Source organism: Streptomyces sp. NPDC104831 (genome assembly GCF_055583025.1).
Genome location: NZ_JBVJOT010000017.1, coordinates 55013 through 75314, shown reverse-complemented (window position 1 = coordinate 75314; position 20302 = coordinate 55013). Strand labels below are relative to the sequence as shown.

Annotated in this window: 18 protein-coding genes; 6 read left to right on the top strand and 12 right to left on the bottom strand. The window is 75.8% G+C overall.

Annotation, left to right across the window (positions count from 1 at the left end):
• The first annotated feature begins 93 nt into the window (after positions 1 to 93).
• A complete protein-coding gene (locus ACZ63H_RS14495) occupies positions 94 to 2064 on the top strand; it encodes an N-acetylmuramoyl-L-alanine amidase (RefSeq protein ID WP_469864787.1) in 1971 nt (656 codons plus the stop codon).
• A gap of 15 nt (positions 2065 to 2079) precedes the next feature.
• On the opposite strand, the gene ACZ63H_RS14490 is transcribed toward ACZ63H_RS14495, so the two are convergent.
• The 5 genes from ACZ63H_RS14490 to ACZ63H_RS14470 all read right to left on the bottom strand — a co-directional run bounded on the left by ACZ63H_RS14490 (position 2080) and on the right by ACZ63H_RS14470 (position 6920).
• Positions 2080 to 2577 carry a hypothetical protein gene (locus tag ACZ63H_RS14490; RefSeq protein ID WP_467941571.1) on the bottom strand — a complete coding sequence of 166 codons (498 nt, stop codon included), beginning with the start codon at positions 2575 to 2577 and terminating at the stop codon, positions 2080 to 2082.
• A gap of 58 nt (positions 2578 to 2635) precedes the next feature.
• Positions 2636 to 4066 (bottom strand): 3-hydroxybutyrate oligomer hydrolase family protein, encoded by a 1431-nt coding sequence (locus ACZ63H_RS14485; RefSeq protein WP_469864785.1) that lies wholly within the window; start codon positions 4064 to 4066, stop codon positions 2636 to 2638.
• Positions 4067 to 4205: 139 nt separating this feature from the next.
• Positions 4206 to 5462 (bottom strand): extracellular catalytic domain type 1 short-chain-length polyhydroxyalkanoate depolymerase, encoded by a 1257-nt coding sequence (locus ACZ63H_RS14480; RefSeq protein WP_469864783.1) that lies wholly within the window; start codon positions 5460 to 5462, stop codon positions 4206 to 4208.
• A gap of 175 nt (positions 5463 to 5637) precedes the next feature.
• A complete protein-coding gene (locus tag ACZ63H_RS14475) occupies positions 5638 to 6561 on the bottom strand; it encodes a universal stress protein (RefSeq protein ID WP_469864781.1) in 924 nt (307 codons plus the stop codon).
• A 116-nt stretch (positions 6562 to 6677) separates the two neighbouring features.
• Positions 6678 to 6920 (bottom strand): DUF397 domain-containing protein, encoded by a 243-nt coding sequence (locus ACZ63H_RS14470; RefSeq protein WP_030783943.1) that lies wholly within the window; start codon positions 6918 to 6920, stop codon positions 6678 to 6680.
• Between the two features lie 706 nt (positions 6921 to 7626).
• On the opposite strand from ACZ63H_RS14470, the gene paaK reads away from it, so the two are divergent.
• Positions 7627 to 8931: a phenylacetate--CoA ligase PaaK gene (gene paaK / locus ACZ63H_RS14465; RefSeq protein WP_469864779.1), complete on the top strand. Its 1305-nt coding sequence runs from the start codon at positions 7627 to 7629 to the stop codon at positions 8929 to 8931.
• A 34-nt stretch (positions 8932 to 8965) separates the two neighbouring features.
• On the opposite strand, the gene ACZ63H_RS14460 is transcribed toward paaK, so the two are convergent.
• Positions 8966 to 10198 (bottom strand): MFS transporter, encoded by a 1233-nt coding sequence (locus ACZ63H_RS14460; RefSeq protein ID WP_469864777.1) that lies wholly within the window; start codon positions 10196 to 10198, stop codon positions 8966 to 8968.
• 80 nt (positions 10199 to 10278) lie between these two features.
• Between ACZ63H_RS14460 and ACZ63H_RS14455 the strand changes: the two genes are divergently transcribed.
• A complete protein-coding gene (locus tag ACZ63H_RS14455) occupies positions 10279 to 10842 on the top strand; it encodes a CGNR zinc finger domain-containing protein (RefSeq protein ID WP_469864775.1) in 564 nt (187 codons plus the stop codon).
• Positions 10843 to 10897: 55 nt separating this feature from the next.
• Entirely contained in the window at positions 10898 to 11230 is a 333-nt protein-coding gene (locus ACZ63H_RS14450) for an ArsR/SmtB family transcription factor (protein WP_469864773.1), read from the top strand.
• 26 nt (positions 11231 to 11256) lie between these two features.
• Here ACZ63H_RS14450 and ACZ63H_RS14445 read toward each other — a convergent pair whose 3' ends face one another.
• A complete protein-coding gene (locus ACZ63H_RS14445) occupies positions 11257 to 12753 on the bottom strand; it encodes an acyl-CoA synthetase (protein WP_469864771.1) in 1497 nt (498 codons plus the stop codon).
• A 240-nt stretch (positions 12754 to 12993) separates the two neighbouring features.
• Here ACZ63H_RS14445 and ACZ63H_RS14440 point away from each other — a divergent pair, with 240 nt between their 5' ends.
• Positions 12994 to 14784 carry a serine hydrolase domain-containing protein gene (locus tag ACZ63H_RS14440; protein WP_469864769.1) on the top strand — a complete coding sequence of 597 codons (1791 nt, stop codon included), beginning with the start codon at positions 12994 to 12996 and terminating at the stop codon, positions 14782 to 14784.
• On the opposite strand, the gene ACZ63H_RS14435 is transcribed toward ACZ63H_RS14440, so the two are convergent.
• The 3 genes from ACZ63H_RS14435 to ACZ63H_RS14425 all read right to left on the bottom strand — a co-directional run bounded on the left by ACZ63H_RS14435 (position 14750) and on the right by ACZ63H_RS14425 (position 17847).
• Entirely contained in the window at positions 14750 to 16366 is a 1617-nt protein-coding gene (locus ACZ63H_RS14435) for a phytoene desaturase family protein (RefSeq protein ID WP_469864767.1), read from the bottom strand. The genes ACZ63H_RS14440 and ACZ63H_RS14435 overlap by 35 nt on opposite strands.
• Before the next feature lie 67 nt (positions 16367 to 16433).
• Positions 16434 to 17273 carry an oxygenase MpaB family protein gene (locus ACZ63H_RS14430; protein WP_469864765.1) on the bottom strand — a complete coding sequence of 280 codons (840 nt, stop codon included), beginning with the start codon at positions 17271 to 17273 and terminating at the stop codon, positions 16434 to 16436.
• Between the two features lie 202 nt (positions 17274 to 17475).
• Entirely contained in the window at positions 17476 to 17847 is a 372-nt protein-coding gene (locus ACZ63H_RS14425) for a four-helix bundle copper-binding protein (RefSeq protein ID WP_467935528.1), read from the bottom strand.
• A 151-nt stretch (positions 17848 to 17998) separates the two neighbouring features.
• Here ACZ63H_RS14425 and ACZ63H_RS14420 point away from each other — a divergent pair, with 151 nt between their 5' ends.
• A complete protein-coding gene (locus ACZ63H_RS14420; protein WP_469864763.1) occupies positions 17999 to 18364 on the top strand; it encodes a DUF6479 family protein in 366 nt (121 codons plus the stop codon).
• Between the two features lie 144 nt (positions 18365 to 18508).
• On the opposite strand, the gene ACZ63H_RS14415 is transcribed toward ACZ63H_RS14420, so the two are convergent.
• Both ACZ63H_RS14415 and ACZ63H_RS14410 read right to left on the bottom strand, forming a co-directional pair.
• On the bottom strand, positions 18509 to 18700 hold the full coding sequence (locus tag ACZ63H_RS14415) for a hypothetical protein (RefSeq protein WP_469864761.1): 192 nt from the start codon (positions 18698 to 18700) through the stop codon (positions 18509 to 18511).
• 84 nt (positions 18701 to 18784) lie between these two features.
• Positions 18785 to 20035 carry an ANTAR domain-containing protein gene (locus tag ACZ63H_RS14410; RefSeq protein WP_469864759.1) on the bottom strand — a complete coding sequence of 417 codons (1251 nt, stop codon included), beginning with the start codon at positions 20033 to 20035 and terminating at the stop codon, positions 18785 to 18787.
• Positions 20036 to 20302 lie beyond the last annotated feature (267 nt).

Here is a 20302-nt window from a genome sequence, read left to right as displayed (position 1 = left end):
ACCTAGCTGTCGGCCTCATTGACGGAACGTCGGCCAGCCGGTACCACTGACCCAGCCCGGCGCCGCACGTCCCGCCCCTCACTGGAGGCCGCCTTGCGAGGACCCGCCACCGCTCCCCCGGCCCCGGCCGGCCCCGGACGCCCGCTGCGGGCCGTCGTCCCGCTCGCCTCCGCCGCCCTGCTGCTGTCCCTGCTCGGCGCGGCCCCCGCCCATCCCGCCCCGGACGCCTCCGCGCACCGCCTGCAACAGGCCTTCGCCACCGCGGCGGCCGACTACGGCGTACCGCAGAGCGTGCTGCTGGCCGTCTCCTACCTCCAGTCCCGCTGGGACCGGCACGGCGGCGCGCCCAGCGTGACCGGCGGCTACGGCCCGATGCACCTCACCGACACCCGCACCGCGCTCGCCGCCGCGGAGCACTTCGCCCACGGCACGGAGGACGCCCGCGGCGACACCGCCCGTCCCGCGCCGCACCCCACGGCCGGGGCGCCGGCGTCCTCGGCGGTCCCGGCGCGGCTGCGGACGCTGCCGCGGGCCGCGGAGCTGACCGGTATCCCGGCCGCGCGGCTGCGCCAGGACCCGGCGGCGAACGTGGCCGGCGGCGCCGCACTGCTCGCCGCCGCGCAGAAGGAGCTGGGCGCACCGGCGAGCGCCGACCCGGCCGACTGGTACGGCGCGGTGGCCCGGTTCTCCGGTGCCGACGACACGGCCACCGCCGCCGCGTACGCCGACGACGTGTACGACGTGCTGCGCGGCGGCGAGGAACGGGTCACGGACGACGGCCAGCTGGTCACCCTGGCCGCCCGGCCCCGGGTGCGCCCGGACACCGGGCGGCTGCGGGCGGCGGGCCTGCGCACCCTGCCCGCGGACGGGACCGAGTGCCCCCGGTCGGTCGCGTGCACCTCGGTCCCGGCGCCCTACGAGCAGTTCGGGAACGACGACTACGGCAACCACGACCTCGGCGACCGCCCGGCGTCCCAGCGGATCAAGTACATCGTCATCCATGACACGGAGGGTTCCTGGGAAGGGGTCATGAACCTGATCCAGGACCCCACCTATGTGTCGTGGAACTACACGATTCGCTCCACCGACGGGTTGATCGCCCAGCATGTGAAGGCGAAGGACGTGGCGTGGCACGCCGGCAACTGGGATGTCAACGCCCGGTCCATCGGCATCGAGCACGAGGGGTTCCTCGCCGCTCCGGACGCCTGGTACACGGAGGAGATGTACCGCTCCTCGGCGCGGCTGGTGCGGTACCTGGCCAGGACGTACGGCATCCCGCTGGACCGGCAGCACGTCCTGGGCCACGACAACGTGCCCGGGCCGACCGCCTCCACCGTTCCGGGGATGCACACGGACCCCGGCCCGTACTGGGACTGGCGGCACTACTTCCGGCTGCTGGGCCGGCCGCTGCGGCCCACGGCCGGGCCGCGCTCGGGCGTGCTGACGGTGCTGCCGGACTACGACGCGAACCGGCCCGTGTACACCGGCTGCGCCGCCAAGGGCGAGCCCTGCCCCGCGCACGGCTCCGGCGAGGTGCGGCTGTACACGGACCACGACGAGAACGCGCCGCTGGTCAGGGACATCGGTCTGAGGACGGAGCCGACCGACGGGGTGAACGACCTGTCCTCGCGGGTCTCCACCGGCCAGCAGTACGCGCTGGCCGGCCGCTGGGGCGACTGGACGGCCATCTGGTACCTCGGGCAGAGGGCCTGGTTCCGCAACCCGGCGGGCGAGCGCACGGCGGTGCCCGCGAGGGGCCTGGTGGTGACCCCGCGCGAGGGTCTGGCGAGCGTTCCGGTGTACGGCCGTGCCTACCCGGAGAAGGCGGCCTATCCGGCGGGTGTCCCCGCCCAGTCGGTGGTGCCGCTGCCGTACACGGTCCCGGCCGGGCAGCGGTACGTGATCGGTGACGAGGTGCCGGGCGAGTACTACTACGCGGTCACCTTCACCCCGGACGGGCACCGGGTGGTGACGGGCGAGGACCGGTACTACGAGATCCAGTACGGCCACCGGGTCGCCTTCGTCCGGGCCGCGGACGTGACGGTGGAGGACGGGGCCCGCTAGGCCGGCCGGTGGGTGTCAGCCCTGCTGGAACAGTTCCGCCGGGAGCGGCTTCAGCAGGGCGTACAGGTCGTCGGTGATGGGCCGGTCCCAGGCGGCGATGGTCACGAGGACGCCGTCGCTGCGGTCGAACTGCACGCAGGAGATCCGGCTCTCCGAGAGCTTCAGCCGCCGCACGATGAGGAGGTTGTCGCCCTGGAGGACCGGGGTGTCCTCGGTGCCGACCACGGTGACGTCCTCGTCGTTCTCCAGCGCCAGCAGCAGCTGGCCGACCTCGAAGGGGATCTCGTCCTCGGCGACGTCGCGGGCCGGGGAGCCCTCCGGGAGATTGCCGATGATCATGGCGGGGCCGCGTCCGCCGAACAGGTCGTAGCGCAGGAAGACGCCCTGGCAGGTGCCGTCGGGGGCGGGCAGCAGGCCCGCGCCGAGATTGCCGGGCCAGTCGCCCGGGTCCATGGCCAGCACGTCGAAGTCGGGTCCGGCAGGGGTCGCGCTGCGGCGGCGGAGGAACGACATGCGGCCATGGTACGTGCCCATGCTCCGGTGGGTGACCCGTGGGCGGCCGGGTGACCGGCTAGCGCAGGGGGCAGTTGCCGAGCAGGGCGGCGGGGTCCGCGCCGGCCGGGCGGGCTACCGTGCGGTCGGCGGGCGGGCGGCCCGTTCCGGCGAGCCAGCGCTCCAGGGCGGTGAAGGCGGCGCGGTGGCAGGGCACCATCGGGCGGAGCCGGCCGGGGAAGGCGTCGACGAGGGAGTCGGTGTGGGTGCCGTCCTCGATGCGGTAGTAGCGCAGCAGGGCGCCGCGGCCGGCCTCGTGGACCATGCGGGCGTAGACGTCGGAGTCCCGGCTGATCGGCAGCAGGACGTCGAGGGTGCCCTGGAGGGTGATCAGGGGCTTGCCGATGCGGCCGGTGAGGGCGATGCGGCCGACCGCGCGGTGGACGGCGGCGGGCCGGCCGGCGTAGGCGTAGTCGGCGTCGCAGGCGGGGGTGCCGGAGGCGCAGTACGGGGTGCCCGCCTCGGTGGTGCCGTCGTAGCCGGGATCGAGTTCCTCCCGGTAGAGGCGCTGGGTGAGGTCCCAGTAGACCTGGTGGTGGTACGGCCACAGGAACTCGGAGCCGGCCGGGAACCCGGCCCGGTGCAGGGCGGCCGTGGCCTCGGCGGCCCGGGGACCGCCGGCGGCGACGTCGGGGTAGTGGCGCAGGGCGGCCGGCAGGAAGGTGAGCGGATGGGGGCCGTCGGCGCGCCAGAGGGTGCCTTCCCAGTCGACGCCGCCGTCGTACAGCTCGGGGTGGTTCTCCAGCTGCCAGCGCACCAGGTAGCCGCCGTTGGACAGGCCGGTGGCGAGGGTGCGGGCGGGGGGCCGGTGGTAGCGCTGGGTGACGACGGCGCGGGCGGCGCGGGTGAGCTGGGTGAGGCGGGTGTTCCATTCGGCGATGGCGTCGCCGGGCCGGCGGCCGTCGCGGAAGAAGGCCGTGCCGGTGTTGCCCTTGTCGGTGGCGGCGTAGGCGTAGCCGCGGGCGAGGACCCAGTCGGCGATGGCCCGGTCGTTCGCGTACTGCTCGCGGTTGCCGGGGGTGCCCGCGACCACCAGGCCGCCGTTCCAGTGGTCGGGCAGCCGGATCACGAACTGGGAGTCGTGGTGCCAGCCGTGGTTGGTGTTGGTGGTGGAGGTGTCCGGGAAGTAGCCGTCGATCTGGAGGCCGGGGACGCCGGTGGGCGTGGGCAGGTCCTTGGGGGTGAGGCCGGCGTAGTCGGCGGGGTCGGTGTGGCCGGAGGCGACGGTCCCGGCGGTGGTCAGCTCGTCCAGGCAGTCGGTCCGCTGGCGGGCGGCGCCGGGGACGCGCACCGGGGCGTGCCCGGCGCAGTGGGTGTCCGGGCCGCCGGGGCGGGCGGGCGCCGCGCCGGCCGGGGTGGCCGGGCCGGCCAGGAGCGCGCAGACGGCGGCGAGCGACAGGGCGCCGAGCGGCACGCGCCGGGCGCGGTGTTGTGTGCGGTGCGGAAACATACGGCTCCTCCGGCGGGTTGGGGACGCGCTGGAGGCTAGGGGTGGTGTGGGGGCTGCGGACATGTGCGGGGCCGCCATGATGACGGCCCGTTCGCCGGTGCCGGCCACCATGGCGGTGGTGGTGGAGGGTGACGTGTGGTCAGGGGCAGCCGGTGTCGGCGAGGGTGAAGTAGCCCGCGGGTGATTCCTTCAGCGTGTGGGTGACGAAGGTGTTGTACAGGCCCATGTTCTGGCCGGAGCCGACGGCGTGGGTGTAGCCGCCGGTGGTGGTGGCCCGTCCCGCCAGGACGTGGGCGTAGTTGCTCGCTGTCCAGCAGGCGGCGGTGCCGGGGTCGCCCGGGTCGGGGTCGCCGGGGTCGGGGTCGCCCGGTCCGGTGGTGTCCAGGCCGAAGAAGCGGGCGATCCAGCGGCTGGAGCAGATGGAGTCGAGGAAGTAGGGGGCGCCGGTGCCGCCGCACTGCTCGCCGCCGGTGCCGGGGTCGACCGGGGTGCCGTGGCCGATGCCGGGGACCCGGTCGACCTCGACGGCCACGGTGCCGTCGGCGGCCAGGTACTGGTCCTGCCGGGTGGCGTCCGGTCCGATGGCCGTGGTCCGGGTGGGCGTCTGGGACAGTCCGTGCAGGGCCGTCCACTGGTCGCGCAGTTCGGTGGCGTTGCGCGGTACGACGGTGGTGTCCCGGTCGCCGTACCAGATGGCCGTGCGCGGCCAGGGCCCGGTGTACGAGGGGTGGGCGTCGCGCACCCGCTGGGCCCAGTCGGCGGGGCTCCGGTCGACGCCGGGGTTCATGCAGGTGTAGGGGCTGTTGTCCCTGGTGCAGTCGTAGGGCAGGCCGGCGACGATCGCGCCCGCGGCGAAGACGTCGGGGTAGGTGGCGAGCATGACGGCGGTCATGGCGCCGCCGGCGGACAGGCCGGTGACGTGGACGCGGCCCGGGTCGGCGCCGTAGGCGGTGACGGCGTGGCTCACCATCTGCCGGACGGACAGCGCCTCGCCCTGGCCGCGCCGGTTGTCGCCGGACTGGAACCAGTTGAAGCACTTGTTCACGTTGTTGGCGGTGCCGGTCTCGGCGAGCACCAGCAGGAAGCCGTCCTGGTCGGCCAGGTGGGGCAGTCCGGAGTTGTCGGCGTAGACCTGGGCGTTCTGGGTGCAGCCGTGCAGGGCCACCACCACGGGCGGGTGGGCCGGCAGGGTGGCGGGCCGGTACACGTACATGGTGAGGGCGCCGGGGTTGGATCCGAAGTCGCCCACCCTGGTGAGGGTGACGGCGGCGCCGGCCCGGGGCGCGGGGGCGGCGAGCACGGTGCCGAGGACGACGGCGAGGACGGCGAGCAGGCGGGGCAGCAGGCGGGCGCGGGGGCCCGCTCCGGGTGCCCCGGGCTGCGGGGGCAGGGGCATGGCGGCTCCTTCGGTGGACACACGGGCCCCGGCCGGTCCCGGGCGCGGGCCGCGCCGGGAACGGCGGGGTGGCGGAACCCTAGGTTCGGGTGTGTCCGGGCACCATGGCGTCGCGCCCCACAGCCGGCGGAGCGGCAGTCGGCACCGGGGGGATTGCGGAGCGCGATGTGGTCTGTTAAGGCGCCGTTTCCCGGTCTTCTTCCGGGTGCGGGGCCGGTGGTACGACCGCGACGGGGCTCGCCGCGTGCAGGAGTACGGCCTGGGTGACCGAGCCCATCATGCGGGCCGGGGCGAGCAGCCGCCGGCGGTGCCGGCCGACGACGACCAGTTCGGCGTCCTTGGAGGCGGCGACCAGATGGCCGGCCGCGTCGCCGGGCAGCGCCTCGGCGTCGGCCCGGACTTCGGGGTGCCGTTCGCGGTGCGGGGCGAGGAAGCCGTCGGCGAGGGCGAGGGTCTCGTGCGCCACGGCCTCCTCGTCGACCAGGGGCGGCACCGGCTGGCCGGGCGCGGACCAGGTCTGCACGGGCCACGGGTAGGCGGCGATCACCTGGAGTCGGGCGCCGCGCAGGGCGGCCTCGGCGAAGGCGAAGGCGAGGGTGCCGTCGTCGGGGCTGTCGGCGTGCAGTCCGACGACCACCCGGGGCCCGGGTTCGGCGGGTCCCTGCCCGTGCACCTCGCGGCCGGGTGGGGGCACGACGACCACGGGGCACCGGGCGTCCCGGGCGGCGGCGAGCCCGTTGGAGCCGAGCAGCAGGCTGGCGAAGCCGCCGCGTCCCCGGGAGCCGAGCACCAGCAGCCGGGCGTCGTCGCCCAGTTCGGGCAGGACGGCACCGGGTACGCCCTCCAGTGCGACGTATTCCACGGCCGGCTGCCCGGCGTGGTCCCCGAGGCGGGCGCGCACCTCGTCGAGCACCGGGTCGTCCTCGGTGTCGGGCGGTCCGGCGACCAGGACGCCGGCCTGGCCCCAGGCGGCGTACTGGCGGACGTGGACCACGCGCAGCGGTGCCGCGCGGCGGCGGGCGGCGTCCAGGGCCCAGTCCAGGGCACGCAGGCTGTCCTCGGAACCGTCGACCGCGGCGATGACCGGCGCAGCGTTCATCCTTCTCACCTCCGGAACACGACCTTCCCCGTGCGGGGGCCAGCCTGGCTCAGGTCCGGCCCCCGGTGGGGCGCTGCTGGTCGCGTGTCCGCGAATCCGGGCGGAACACCCCCGGTTCAGGTGAGATCGAACTCGCCTTCGCGCGCGCCGGAGACGAAGGCGCCCCATTCGGCGGGGGTGAAGATCAGGGACGGGCTCTCCGGCCGGTCGCTGTTGCGCATCGCGATGAAGCCCTCGACGAAGGCGATCTGGACATCGCCCAGCCCTCGGCTGCTGGACTGCCACTCGGCCTTGCTGAGGTCCAGCTCCGGCTTGTCCCAGCCCGCGAGCGGCTTGTGCTGGGTGGTGCTCTCGGCCACGTCCGTGCTCCTCCCGGTTCGTCGTCCGCGGGTCAGCCTAGCGACCGGCCGCCACGGCGGACAGGGCACACGGGGGCGATCTCGGCGGCGGTCCGGCCGGACGTGCCCCGCCGGGCCGTCAGGAGGCGGGGGGTCCGGCGTCCGCGAGTCCCATGGCGAACGACCGCGTCCCATGGCGAACGACCGCGAGCCGCCGCCGTGGGCGGCCGGGCACCGGCGGAACGGCCTCCGGAGCGGAGCGTGCCGAAGCGCCGCCGGGCCTGTGGCCGGCCGCGCGAGGCGCCGCCGTGCGGCCGGGCGGGGGGGCCGGGGCGGGCGGGCCGCTCCCGCGAGCGGCGGCGGCCGGGAAGGGCAGGGGTGAGGGCAGGTCCCGGACCGTGTCGGCCTCGGTCTGGTTTTCGAGGGCGAGGGCGCGGACCGCGCGGTGGACGCGGGCGGAGACGACTGCGGCGGAGCCGGCGGCGCGCGCCCGCGGCACGCCCAGGGCGTCGAGGCGGGCGGGCCGGGCGCGGCGGGGCCGGCAGGTGGGGACGGCGTTGCCCGAGGGCGCCGGGCCGGGGCCGCCCCGTGTCCGTCGTCCGTTCGGGGCCGGGAAATCCTCGCGGGCCTCTTGCCCGGAGCCCGGGTGGCCTGAATTACTGGCCGCAGCAGTAACGACCGAATGATCGGTCGTCCGGAATGTGTGGCTGGCTAGGGAGACGTCCCCATGACGGATGTGGCGGATCTGCTGGACGCGGGCGAGCGGCTCGGGACCGAGGAGCTGCGGGCACTCCAGTTGGAGCGGCTGCGTGCCTCGCTGCGGCACGCGTACGAGCACGTGCCGTTCTACCGGGAGTCCTTCGACCGGGCCGGTGTCCGCCCGGAGGACTGCCGCACGCTCGCCGACCTGGCCCGTTTCCCCTTCACGACCAAGGCCGACCTGCGGGCGAACCATCCGTACGGCATGTTCGCCGTCCCCCGGGACAGGATCCGCCGGCTGCACGCCTCCAGCGGCACCACGGGCGTGCCCACGGTGGTCGGCTACACGGACGGCGACCTTTCCCTGTGGGCCGGCCTGGTGGCCCGTTCGATCCGGGCGGCCGGCGGCCGGCCCGGCGACGTCGTGCACGTGGCGTACGGCTACGGACTGTTCACCGGCGGTCTGGGCGCCCACTACGGCGCCGAGCGCCTCGGCTGTACGGTCGTCCCCGCGTCCGGCGGCATGACGGCCCGGCAGGTACGGCTGATCCTGGACCTGGAACCGTCCGTCATCATGGTGACCCCGTCCTACATGCTCACCCTGCTGGACGAGTTCGAACGGCAGGGCGTGGACCCGCGGAGCACATCGCTGCGGGTGGGCGTCTTCGGGGCCGAGCCCTGGACCGAGCGGATGCGGCGGGAGATCGAGGAGCGGTGCGCGATCGACGCCGTCGACATCTACGGGCTGTCCGAGGTGATCGGTCCGGGCGTCGCGCAGGAGTGCGCGGAGACCAAGGACGGCCTCCACGTGTGGGAGGACCACTTCTACCCGGAGATCGTGGACCCGGTCACGGGCGAGGTGCTGCCGGAGGGCGAGCGGGGCGAACTGGTGTTCACCTCGCTGACCAAGGAGGCCATGCCGATCGTCCGGTACCGCACGCGGGACCTGACCCGGCTGCTGCCGGGCACGGCCCGGGTGTTCCGGCGGCTGGAGCGGATCACCGGGCGCAGCGACGACATGGTGATCCTGCGCGGGGTGAACCTCTTCCCGACCCAGATCGAGGAGATCGTGCTGCGCACGCCCGGGGTGGCGCCGCACTTCCAGCTGCGCCTGACCCGCCGGGGCCGCCTCGACGCCCTGACGGTCCGGGCCGAGGCCCGCCCGGACGCGTCGGCGCGGGTGCGGGAGGCGGCGGCCCGGGCCATCGTCGCGGCGGTCAGGGACGGCATCGGGGTGTCGGTGGACGTGGAGATCGTGGAACCGGAGTCGCTGGAACGGTCGGTGGGCAAGATCCGCCGGATCGTGGACCTGCGTCCCCGGGGCGACGAGTAGGGCGGGGACGGCGGGAGGTCTCCCGGATCCCGCCTCACCGCACCTTGCCCGGCACCGCCGCGCCCCGGGCCCGGACGGCCGCCGCTCGGTCCCTGGTCAGGTGCCGGGTGAGCGCGAGCGCGGCCAGCAGGGCCACCAGTGCCGTCACCGCGGGCCAGCCCAGCCCGTCGTACGCCCGCACCCCGAGCCAGGACCCGGCGCTGCCGCCGAGGAACGCGCACGTCATGTAGGCGGTGTTGATCCGGGCCCGGGCGTCCGGGCGGAGGGCGAAGTTGCGGGCCTGGTTGGCGACCTGGCCGCCCTGCACGGCCACGTCGAGGAGCAGCATGCCGCCGGCCAGCGCCACCAGCCCGGCGGTGCCGCCCGTGCCGCCGAGGACCAGCACCCCCGCCGAGCCGATCGCCCCGAGCAGGCACCACAGGCTCACCGCGTCCGGTCCCCGGCGGTCCGCCGCGCGCCCGGCGACGGGCGTGCAGAACATGCTCGCGGCACCCACGAGTCCGAGCACGCCCACGGTCTGGGCACCCATGCCGTAGACCGGTCCGGTCACCAGGAGGGTGAGCGCGGTCCAGGCGGCGCTGAAGCCGGCGAAGACGGTGGCCTGGTACAGGCAGGAGCGCCGCAGGTCGCCCTCCTCGCGCAGCAGGCGCAGCGGGGCGGATATCAGCGCGGGATACGGCTGCCGGGACGTGGGTGTGGCGTCCGGCACCACCCGGGCGAGCAGCAGCGCGAGGACGACGATCAGGGCGGCGGCGACGAGGTAGGGCGCGCGCCAGCCCAGCCACTCGCCGAGGGTGCCGCCGAAGGTCCGGGCCAGCAGTATGCCGCCGATGAGTCCGCTGAGCAGGGTGCCGGTGACGGCGCCGCGCCGTTCGGCGGGCACGAGCCCGGCGGTCATCGGGATGATGATCTGCGGGACGACCGTGGTGATGCCGGTGGCGGCGCTCGCGGCGACGAGGACGGGCAGGGTCGGCGCGGCCCCGGCGGCGAGCAGGCCCGCCGCGGTCAGCGCGAGCAGGGTGACGATCAGCCGGCGGTGCGGCAGCCGGTCGCCGAGCGGGACCAGCAGGAAGATGCCGGCCGCGTAACCGAACTGGGCGGCGGTCACGACGAGGGCCGCCTCGCCCGCCGAGACGCGCAGGTCGGTGGCGATCAGCGCGCTGATGGCCTGGGGGAAGTAGATGGTGGCGACGCTCACTCCGCAGGCGAGCGCCAGCGCGAGGATCACCCGGCGGGGCGGGGCGGACGGTGCGGGGGACGCGGACACGCGGACACCTCTCCAGGAACCGGTTTGAACGGTTCCCGCACGGTACCAGTCAAACCGGTTCACCTGTGTAGGGTGAAGGGGTGCCGACGACCATCCGCTTCCGCCGGGGTTCGGGACGCCTGTGCCTGGACTTCGCCCGGACCCTGCGCTTCCGGGGCACGGCCGGGGCCGTGGAGGAGTTGCCCGACGCCGGGGCCCTGGCGGCCTGGGTGCGGCAGTGCGGCCCCTGCCCCGCCGAGCCCGGCGACGCGACGCCCGCCCTGGTGCGTGAGGCCCAGGAGCTGCGCGAGGCGGTCCACCGGCTGATCGGCGCCGCCCGTACCGGCGGGATGCCGGACGCGGACACGCGCGTCCTCGTCAACGAGGCCGCCGCCCACCCCGTGCCCGTCCCGGCGCTCACCGCCTCGGGCGGGCTGGCCTGGCACGCCGGGGACCCGGTGCGCGCCACGCTCGCCCTCGTCGCCCGGGACGCGCTGGACCTGGTCGCCTCCCCGGCCGTGGACCGGGTGCGCGACTGCGCGGGGCCCGCGTGCGGGGCACTGTTCCTGGACACCTCGCGGCCGGGCACCCGGCGCTGGTGCTCGATGGACACCTGCGGCAACCGGGCGAAGAAGGCGGCGCTGCGCCGCCGGTCCGGCGGCTGACCGGGGTCGCGGCGGCGCGCCCCGGCGCGTCGGACGCGCCCTATACTCCGACATCATGACGGACACCGCAGCCACCCCGGACCCCGATCTGGTCACCGCGCTGCGGGCGCTGTCCAACCCGATGCGGCTGCAGATGCTGGGCTGGCTGCGCGATCCCGAGCGGCACTTCCCGAGGGACGCGGCCACCGCCGGCCCGTTCCCGGCCGGTGTGTCCGTGAGCCACATACAGGCGAAGGCGGGCCTGGCCCAGTCCACCGTGTCCGCCTACATGGCCGAACTCCAGCGCGCGGGCCTGGTCCGGGCGACCCGCGTGGGCAGGTGGACCCACTACCAGCGCGACGAGCACCACATCGCCGCCCTCGTCGCGAAGCTGGGGCGGAGCCTGTAAGGGCTTTGGGCCGGCCGTCGCGGCGGTCAGCCCCCGAAGCGGTCGCGGAGTTCGCGCTTGAGGATCTTTCCGCTGGCGTTGCGCGGCAGCTCCGGGACGAACAGCACCCGCTTGGGGGCCTTGAACGGGGCGATCCTGTCCCTCACGTGGGTGATCAGCTGATCCTCCGTCACCTCGGCGCGCGGGACGACGACCGCGGTGACGGCCTCGATCCACCGGTCGTCGGGCAGGCCGATCACGGCGGCCTCGGCGACCGCCTCGTGGGTGTAGAGCGCGTCCTCCACCTGGCGCGAGGCCACCAGTACGCCACCGGAGTTGATGACGTCCTTCACCCGGTCCACGATGGTCAGGTAGCCCTCGGCGTCCCGCACCGCGAGGTCCCCGGAGTGGAACCAGCCGCCGCGGAACGCCTCGGCGGTCTCCTCGGGCCGTTCCCAGTAGCCCTCGCACAACTGCGGGGAGCGGTAGACGATCTCGCCGGGGACCCCGGCGGGGACGTCGGTGCCGTCGGCGTCGACCACCCGGGCCTCGACGAACAGGACGGGACGTCCGCAGGAGTCCGGCCGCGCGTCGTGCTCGTCCGGGCCGAGGACCGTGGCCAGCGGGCCGATCTCGCTCTGGCCGAAGCAGTTGTAGAAGGCAAGCCCGGGCAGGCGCTCACGCAGGCGGCGCAGCACCGGCACCGGCATGACCGACGCGCCGTAGTAGGCCTTGCGCAGCCCGGACAGATCACGGGTCGCGAAGTCCGGGCGGCCCGCCAGGGCGATCCAGACGGTCGGCGGGGCGAACAGGCTGTCCACGCGGCCGGTTTCGACCAGGTCGAACAGGAGGTCCCCGGCGGGCGCGTCGAGGATGAGGTTCGTCGCGCCGACCGCCAGGTACGGCAGCAGGAACACATGCGTCTGCGCCGAGTGGTACAGCGGCAGCGCGTGCGCCGGCCGGTCGCCGGCCCGGAGGTCGAGGGCGGTGACGGCGCTCAGGTAGGCGTGCACCAGGGCCCGGTGGGTCATCATCGCGCCCTTGGGCAGGGCGGTCGTCCCGGATGTGTACAGCAGCTGCACCAGGTCCTCCGAGCCCGGTTCGGGGCCGTCGTACGGCGGGGCCCCGGGGAGCCGGGCGAGCAGCGAGTCCCCGGTGTCGCGCAGCGGCAGCGCCGGCGTCCCGGCCGGCAGCCGCCCGGCGAGGCCGGGGTCGGCGAGGACCAGGGCGCTGCCGGACTGGCCGAGGATGTGGGCGAGGTCGCCGCCGGTGAGGTGGTGGTTGACCGGCACGTGGACCAGGCCGGCCCGGGCGCAGGCGAGGAAGGCGATCAGATAGGCGTCGGAGTTGTGGCCGTAGGCGGCGATCCGGTCGCCGGGGGCGGTGCCCTCGGCGAGCAGCAGCGAGGCCGCGCGGGAGACGGCGTCGTCCAGTTCGCCGTACGTCCACGCCCGGTCGCCGTACTCGACGGCGACCCGTGCCGGGGTGCGCCGGGCGCTGCGCCGCAGCATCCCGTCCACGGTGCTGCCCTGTGCCTGCGTCATGCCTCAGGATCCTCGGCATCCCGGCCGGGGCGGGTCAAGTGCCCGGACGCGTGGCCCGGGGGCGGTCCGGCCACGGCCTCGGCCTCTGGGGCGACGGATCCCCCTGTCCGGCCCTCGTGATGAACCGCCGTGTTTTTCCGGAGGCTGCCGCGCCCCGTTGACACGCCCCCGGCCCGACAGGAAAGTTTCACGGTGCGGGGCGGGTCCGGAAAGTTTCCTTCAGGCGGGAGGCCGCGGGCGATGACGGACGACCTGGCAGGCGAAGCACGGGGCGGGCCGACCCGGCGGCGGCTGGTCGCGGGCTCCCTGGCGGCGGGCGGCGCGCTGGCCCTCGGCGCGTTCCCGGCCGGGCCGGCCGCCGCCGCGCCCGCCTCCCCCGGCCGCCGCACCACCCTGCGGCACGGTTCCGCCGAGCGCGCCGGGCTGCTCCCCGGGCACCTGCGGCGACTCGTCGCGGACGCCGAGGCGTTCCTCGGCCCCTCCCCCCGCCGGCCCTGGTACGCGGGCGCCGTCCTGCTCGCCGGGCGCGGCACCACCGTGGCCCTGCACGAGCCGATCGGGATGGCGGTGCGCTACTCGGGCTACGACGAGAAGACCGACACGGGCATCGAGCTGCCGCCCGGCCGGCAGCTGCCGATGACCCGGGACACCGTGTTCGACCTGGCCTCGCTCTCCAAGCTGTTCACCTCGCTCCTCGCCGTGCAGCAGATCGAGCGGGGCGCCCTCGGCCTGGAGGGCACGGTCGCCTCCTACCTGCCGGACTTCGGCCGCGCGGGCAAGGCGGAGGTGACGGTCCGCCAGCTTTTGACGCACACCAGCGGCCTGCGCGCGTGGCTGCCGCTGTACACGGCGCCGACGCACGAGGCGAAGCTGCGGCTCGTCTGGGACGCGGCCCCCGTCAGCCCGCCCGGCACCGCCTACCTGTACTCGGACCTGAACCTGATCACGCTGGGCCTCGTCCTGGAGACGGTCACCGGCCGTCCGCTGGACGCGCTGCTGCGCGAGGAGATCACCGGCCCGCTCGGCATGGACGGCACCCGCTACCGCCCGCCCGCCTCCTGGAAGCCGCGGATCGCGGCCACCGAGGACGCCCGCACGCCCTGGTCGGGGCTGGACCGCGGGCTGGTGTGGGGCGAGGTGCACGACGAGAACGCGTACACCCTGGGCGGTGTCGCCGGTCACGCCGGGGTGTTCTCCCGTGCCTGGGACCTCGCGGTGCTCGGCCGGACACTGCTCGACGGCGGGCGCCACGGCCGGACGCGGATCCTGCGGCCGGAGTCGGTGGAGCTGATGTTCACCGACTTCAACACGGCCTTCCCCGGCAACGCGCACGGCCTCGGCTTCGAGCTGTACCAGCACTGGTACATGGGGGCGACGGCCACCCCGCGCACGGCCGGCCACACCGGCTTCACCGGCACCTCGCTGGTGCTCGATCCCTCGACCGACTCGTTCCTCGTCGTGCTCGGCAACTCCGTGCACCCGGTGCGCACCTGGCGCTCCGGTTCCGCTCCCCGGGTGGCGGCCGGCGACCGGCTCGCCCGCGCGGTGCCGGTCCGCCCGGCGCGGGGCCGTTCGGCCTGGTTCGCGGGCATGGCGAACGCCACGGCCGCGACGCTCACGCTCCCGGAGCTGAACACCTCCCCGGGCGCGGCCCGGCTGCGCTGCGCCCTGTGGTGGGACACCGAGCCCGGCGCCGATCAGGTGGTGCTGGAGTCCACCACGGACGGCGGCGTCACCTGGCGGCCGGTGCCCTTCACCACCGTCCGGCCCGGCGCCGGCCCCGAGGACCACCCGGCGGGCGCGGTGTCCGGCTGGTCGGGCCGGGTCTGGCACCGGGTGGCCGCCGAGCTGCCGGCCGGGCCGCGCCTGGTGCTGCGCTGGCGGTACACCACCGGCCCGCGGTACGTCGGCCGGGGCGCGTACGTGGACGCGCTGCGCGTGGAGGCGGGCGGGGCCGTGCTGTTCGAGGGGGCGCGCCCGGCGGACGCGGCGCGGCTCACGGCGGTGGGGTGGCGGGAGTCGGCCGACTGACCGGACCGGGGCGCGGGGACGGGTCCGCTTCCAGTACCGCCATCGCCGCGTTGTGGCCCGGCACCCCGCTCACCCCGCCGCCGCGCACCGCTCCCGCCCCGCACAGCAGGACGTTCGCGTGCCGGGTCTCCACTCCCCAACGGCCCTGCCCCGGCTCGGCGTAGGGCCAGGACAGGGCCCCGTGGAAGATGTGGCCGCCGGGCAGCCGCAGGTCCCGTTCCAGGTCGAGCGGGGTCTTCGCCTCGATGCAGGGGCGGCCGTCGGCGTCGGTGGCCAGGCAGTCGGCGAGCGGCTCGGCGAGGTGGGCGTCGAGCTGGGCGAGGGTGGCGGTGAGCAGTTCCTCGCGGGTGGCGTCGTTGTCCCGGTCGAAGAGCCGGGCGGGGGTGTGCAGGCCGAACAGGGTGAGCGTGTGGTGGCCGCGTTCGGCGAGGCCGGGGCCGAGGATGGTGGGGTCGGTCAGGGAGTGGCAGTAGATCTCCGAGGGCGGGGCGGCGGGGAGCCGGCCGGCGGCGGCCTCGGCGTGGGCGGTGGCCAGTTGCCGGTAGCCCTCGGCGATGTGGAAGGTGCCGGCGAACGCCTCGCGGGGGTCGGTGCCGGGGTCGCGCAGCCGGGGCAGCCGGGTGAGCAGCATGTTCACCTTGAGCTGGGCGCCCTCGGCGGGCTCGGGCGCCGGGTCGCCGGTGAGGGCGGCCAGTTCGTGCGGGGAGGCGCCCACCAGGACGTGCCGGGCGGCGGCGGTGCCGACGCCGTCGACCGTGCGGTAGGCGACCTCGGCGGTGTGTCCGTCGGTGTCGATCCGGACCGCCTCGTGTCCGGTGGCGATGCGCGCCCCCGCCGAGCGGGCCGCCGCGGCCAGCGCGTCGGTCAGCGCGCCCATCCCGCCGACGGGCACCTCCCAGGCGCCGGTGCCGCCGCCGATGACGTGGTAGAGGAAGCAGCGGTTCTGGACCAGGGTGGGGTCGTGGGCGTCGGCGAAGGTGCCGATGAGCGCGTCGGTCAGGACGATGCCGCGCACCAGGTCGTCGGCGAACGCCTCCTCGATGGCGACGCCGACCGGCTCCTCGAACAGGGCCCGCCAGGCGGCCTCGTCGTCGATGCGGCGGCGCAGGTCGTCCCGGGCGGGCAGCGGTTCGGTGAGGGTGGGGAACACGCGCCGGGCGACGTGGCCCGTCATGCCGTAGAAGCGCCGCCAGGCCGTGTACTCGCGCTCGCCGCCGGTCAGCCGGGCGAACGCCTCCCGGGTGCGCCGCTCGCCCCCGCCGACCAGGAGTCCCGTGGGCCGGCCGGCCCGCTCCGCCGGGGTGTACGAGGAGATGGTGCGCGGGCGGACGCGGAAGTCCAGCCCGAGGTCGCGCACGATCTTCCCGGGCAGCAGGCCGACCAGGTAGGAGTAGCGGGACAGGCGGGCGTCGACGCCGGTGAAGGGGCGGGTGGAGACGGCGGCGCCACCGGTGTGCTCCAGCCGTTCCAGCACCAGCACGGAGCGGCCGGCGCGGGCCAGGTAGGCGGCGGCGACCAGGCCGTTGTGGCCACCGCCGACGATCACGGCGTCGTACGCGCGGGTCGGCTCGTTCGCGGACATGGTCCTTCGTAGCACGCGCTGATCCACGACGGCCAGAGCCCGGGGCGGCCCGGCGGCGGGGGGCGGATCACGGCCGGATCCTCCGCGGTGCCGGACGCGTGCCGGGACCGAGGCGGGCCGTGGCGCGCAGGATGTGCTTCGGCGGGAGCTGCCAGCGCACCCGGGCGGGGATCGCGCGCAGGACGGCGCCCGTGGCGCGCAGCCGCCGGGTGACGTGTGCGGGCGCGGGTCTGCCGTACAGCTCGTGGGCGTACGCGGGCAGGGAGGCGTACGCCAGGCTCGCCACCCACCGCCAGAGCACCTCGCGCGCCGGTACGAGCAGCGGGTGGATCGGCGGGCGGCGCAGGAAGTCGTCCACCTCGCGGGCCTCGGGACCGGCGGCGAGGCGCGGCCGCACCGTCTCGAAGTACGCGGCCAGCTCCGTCCGGCTCGCCGGCACGGTGTCCGGGTCGAGCCCCACCAGCCGGGCACTGGTCCGGTGTTCCGCCACGTACCGGTCGGCCTGGGCGTCGGTGAGCGGGAAGCCGGAGCGGCGCAGGACGTGCAGATAGGAGTCGATCTCCGCGCAGTGCACCCACAGCAGCAGCGCGGGCTCGTCGAGGCCGTAGCGTTCGCCGGTGCGCGGGTCGGTCGCCGTCAGCCGGGCGTGGATGCCGCGCACCCGCGCCCCGGCCCGTTCGGCGGCCTCGGTGGTGCCGTACGTCGTCGTGCCCACGAAGTCCGCGGTCCGCCGCAGCCGGCCCCAGGCGTCCCGCCGGAAGTCGGAGTTCTGCGTCACCCCCCGCACCGCCCGCGGATGCAGCGCCTGGAGGTACAGCGCCCGCACCCCCGCGACCCACATCATGGGATCGCCGTGCGCCTGCCAGGTCACCGAGTCGGGCGTGAAGAGCCCGGGGTCCGCCGCCATGCCCGAAGGCTAACGCCGCGCCCCCGGCGAGCCCGGGCCGGGCCGGGCGGTGCCGACGCGGGGGACGTCGTGGCGGCCGCGTCGCGGTTCGCCGTGCCGGACGGCACCGGCAGGGGTCTCCGGGAGCCGGGACGCGTTCGGGGAAGGGGAGGCGCCGGGGCGCGGTCGGGTTCCCGTCCGGCCCGGCCGGCGGGGCGCGTGCTCAGGCCAGCAGTTCCAGGAAGTGCGCGCACGCCTCGGCACAGGCCCGGCAGGTGGCCGCGGCCGACTCGGCGCCGGGATGCTCGTCGAAGGCGCGGGCGCACTCCAGGCAGACCGAGCGGCACCAGTCCACCCGGGCCCGGATGCCCTCCTCGTCCTGCTGGTTCTCCTCGCCCAGCACCCTGCACGTGGCGTCGCACGCCTCGGCGCACATGATGCCCAGCCGGCGCACACGCTCCTGGTGCTCGGTGCCGTCCGGGTCGACCAGGCTCGCCCGCACCGCACACGCCCGGGCGCACTCCGTGCACGCCTGGGCACAGGTGAAACGGTCCTCCAGGAACCGGTAGAGCTGCTGAGAAGTCGGCGTTGTCACACCGGGCGGGTAGCCGGGGCGGGCGGCCGCAAACCACCGCCCCCGGCGTGCGCGGGAGACGTCCGGATACACCCCTCGCGCCACCCCGCCATCCAACCATTCACCCCTGATGTCCGGATTCACCCACTTATGGGAGGGGTATTCCTGTTCTATGAACACCGCATCGATGCAGCTGGCCGCGGCGAGCGGCCTCATGAGCCTCGTACTGTTCCTGGTGGCCGTGGCGGTCCTCGCGCTGCTCGGCGGCGGCTTCTGGATGACCTCCCGCGTCCGCTACCGCGAGTCCCCGCGCCCGCGCCCGGAGGAGCAGCCCAAGATGCCGCCGGGCGGGCCGGTGCACGAGGTCCGGCAGAACCGGGAGTCCGCGGAGATACCGCGGATCGCGAAGGGCGAACGGCCGCTCACACCGTACGACCTGACCAACATGGACAGCCGGCCGAGCGAGTCGAAGGACCGGCCGCGCTGGAGCAAGGGCTCCAGCGGCTCCTTCGGCGGGGGCGGGCTCGGCGCCCACTGAGCGGGGCACCGTCCAGCGCGCCCCCCACCCTGGCATCGGCCCGCGCCGGACCGCCCGGCGCGGGCCGTGTCGTGCCCGAGCCCTGTCGCACGGCCCTCGGCGGGCCGTGCGACAGGGCTCGGGGCGAACTCGCAAGGGGTGCGGTCAGGGGTGGTCCGGCTGCTGCGCCGGAGGCACCCCGCCGCCCTCTCCCCCGCCCTTGCCGCCCTTGTCCGAGCCGTGCGGGCGGGCGCCGCCGGGCTCGGCCTGCTGGCGGGCCTTCAGCTCGCCGCTGTCCTGCGGGGTGCCGCCCCCCTTGTCACTGCGCCGCTGTTCGGGCTGCTGCGGATTGGACATGCGCCGGACTCCCTCCGGATGGTGCGGGTGCGTGCGGACCCCGGGTTCCCAGCGCCGCGCGGGTGACGCACACGGCGGCCCGGATCACGGCGTGCCGCGCGTCAGTGCCCGGTGCAGGTGTTCCAGGGCGTCCAGGAGGACCGAGCGGTGGTACCAGCTCAGCCAGGCCGAGGTGTCGGCGGCCAGCAGGGCGAGCGCCTCGGCCTGCGCGGCGGTGGGCCGGTGGCCGGCGTCGGCCCAGTGCAGGCCGATCACGCCGGTGCAGGAGCCGGCCGAGGAGAGCACCGGGACGCTGTGCAGCGCCCGGGCGCCGCCGGCCAGCAGGGCGCACCGGCAGTCCTCGGAGAGCAGCGCGTCCGTCGCGACGTCGGGGACGCTCACCTGGCGGCCCCGGGTGCGGGCCGCCGCGTCGGCGGTGCCGTCGCCCCGGACGCGCGCCAGGTGGTCGAGAACCGGTTCCGCGCAGCCGTGGTGGGTCTCCAGCGCCAGGGCGTTCACCGCCGGGTCCACGAGCTGTACGTGTCCGGCGGACGCGCGGCCGATGGCCAGCGCCTCGTACAGGACGGCGTCGATCATCTGCCGGCGGTAGCGGGGGTCCCGGCCGCCGCGGGCCAGGATCCGCAGCTGCGGCACGGGCAGGGGGCGGCGGCCGGGGAACCACGCCTCGCCGTTCGGGGCGCGGGCCACCACCACGGCGGACACCAGGACCCGCAGCGGCACGTTGAACCGCTGCGACGCCTCCCGCAGCGCCCGGAAGGCGGCGCCGGAGTCCGGCAGGCCGTAGCGGACCATGAGCACGCCCTGCGCCATGCCGATCACCGGGGCGGTGCGGACCCGGGCGCGCAGCGCGCGGACCTCCTGGTGCAGGTCCTCGTACGAGGGCCGGACCGGGTCGGCCAGCTGCGACCGCCAGGCGGGCAGCTCCTCCACCCGGGCGGTGGCGCGGGCCAGCTCGCGCAGCGCCTCGTCCAGGGTGGCGTAGAGCCGTACGCCGGTCAGCCGGGCCAGGTGCACCGCCTCGCGCACCCCGGGGCGGGCACGGACGATGATCAGGTCCGGGCGGCCGGTGCGGGTCCGGGTGGTCTCGCTGAGCGTGCGCAGCACGGCGGCGCCGCCGAGCTGGACGTGGGCCATGTCCAGGACGGGGCGCAGTCCGGCGCGGTCGGCCTGTTCCAGGTGGCCGCGCAGTTCCTCCGACCAGACCTCGGCGCCGTGCGCGTCCAGGCTGCCCGACATGCGCAGCAGCAGGGCGCCCTCGGCGGGGAGCCCCTCGACGACGGAGGACTCGATGAGGAGGGGGGCCGGCGCGGCCGGCCGGCCGGAGGAAGGTTTCATCGCATCACCCAGACAGGACGTCGCAGAGGTCTCGCCCGGCCTCTTCCCGGCCCCGGCATCACTTCGCACGGTAGGCCCCGGCGACCGGGGCCGCCATCCACCGCGCCGGGCGGGGGACGCGTGCCGCACGGCCGCCGGCCGAGGCCGCCGGGGGGCCGGCGCGGGGCCTCCCGGGCCGCGCCGGGCGCCGTGGAATCCGCGCGCACGGCCTGCCGGGGGCGCGCACGCCCGGCGCGCCCAGGGGAGCCCGCAGGCGGCCCGGGGCCG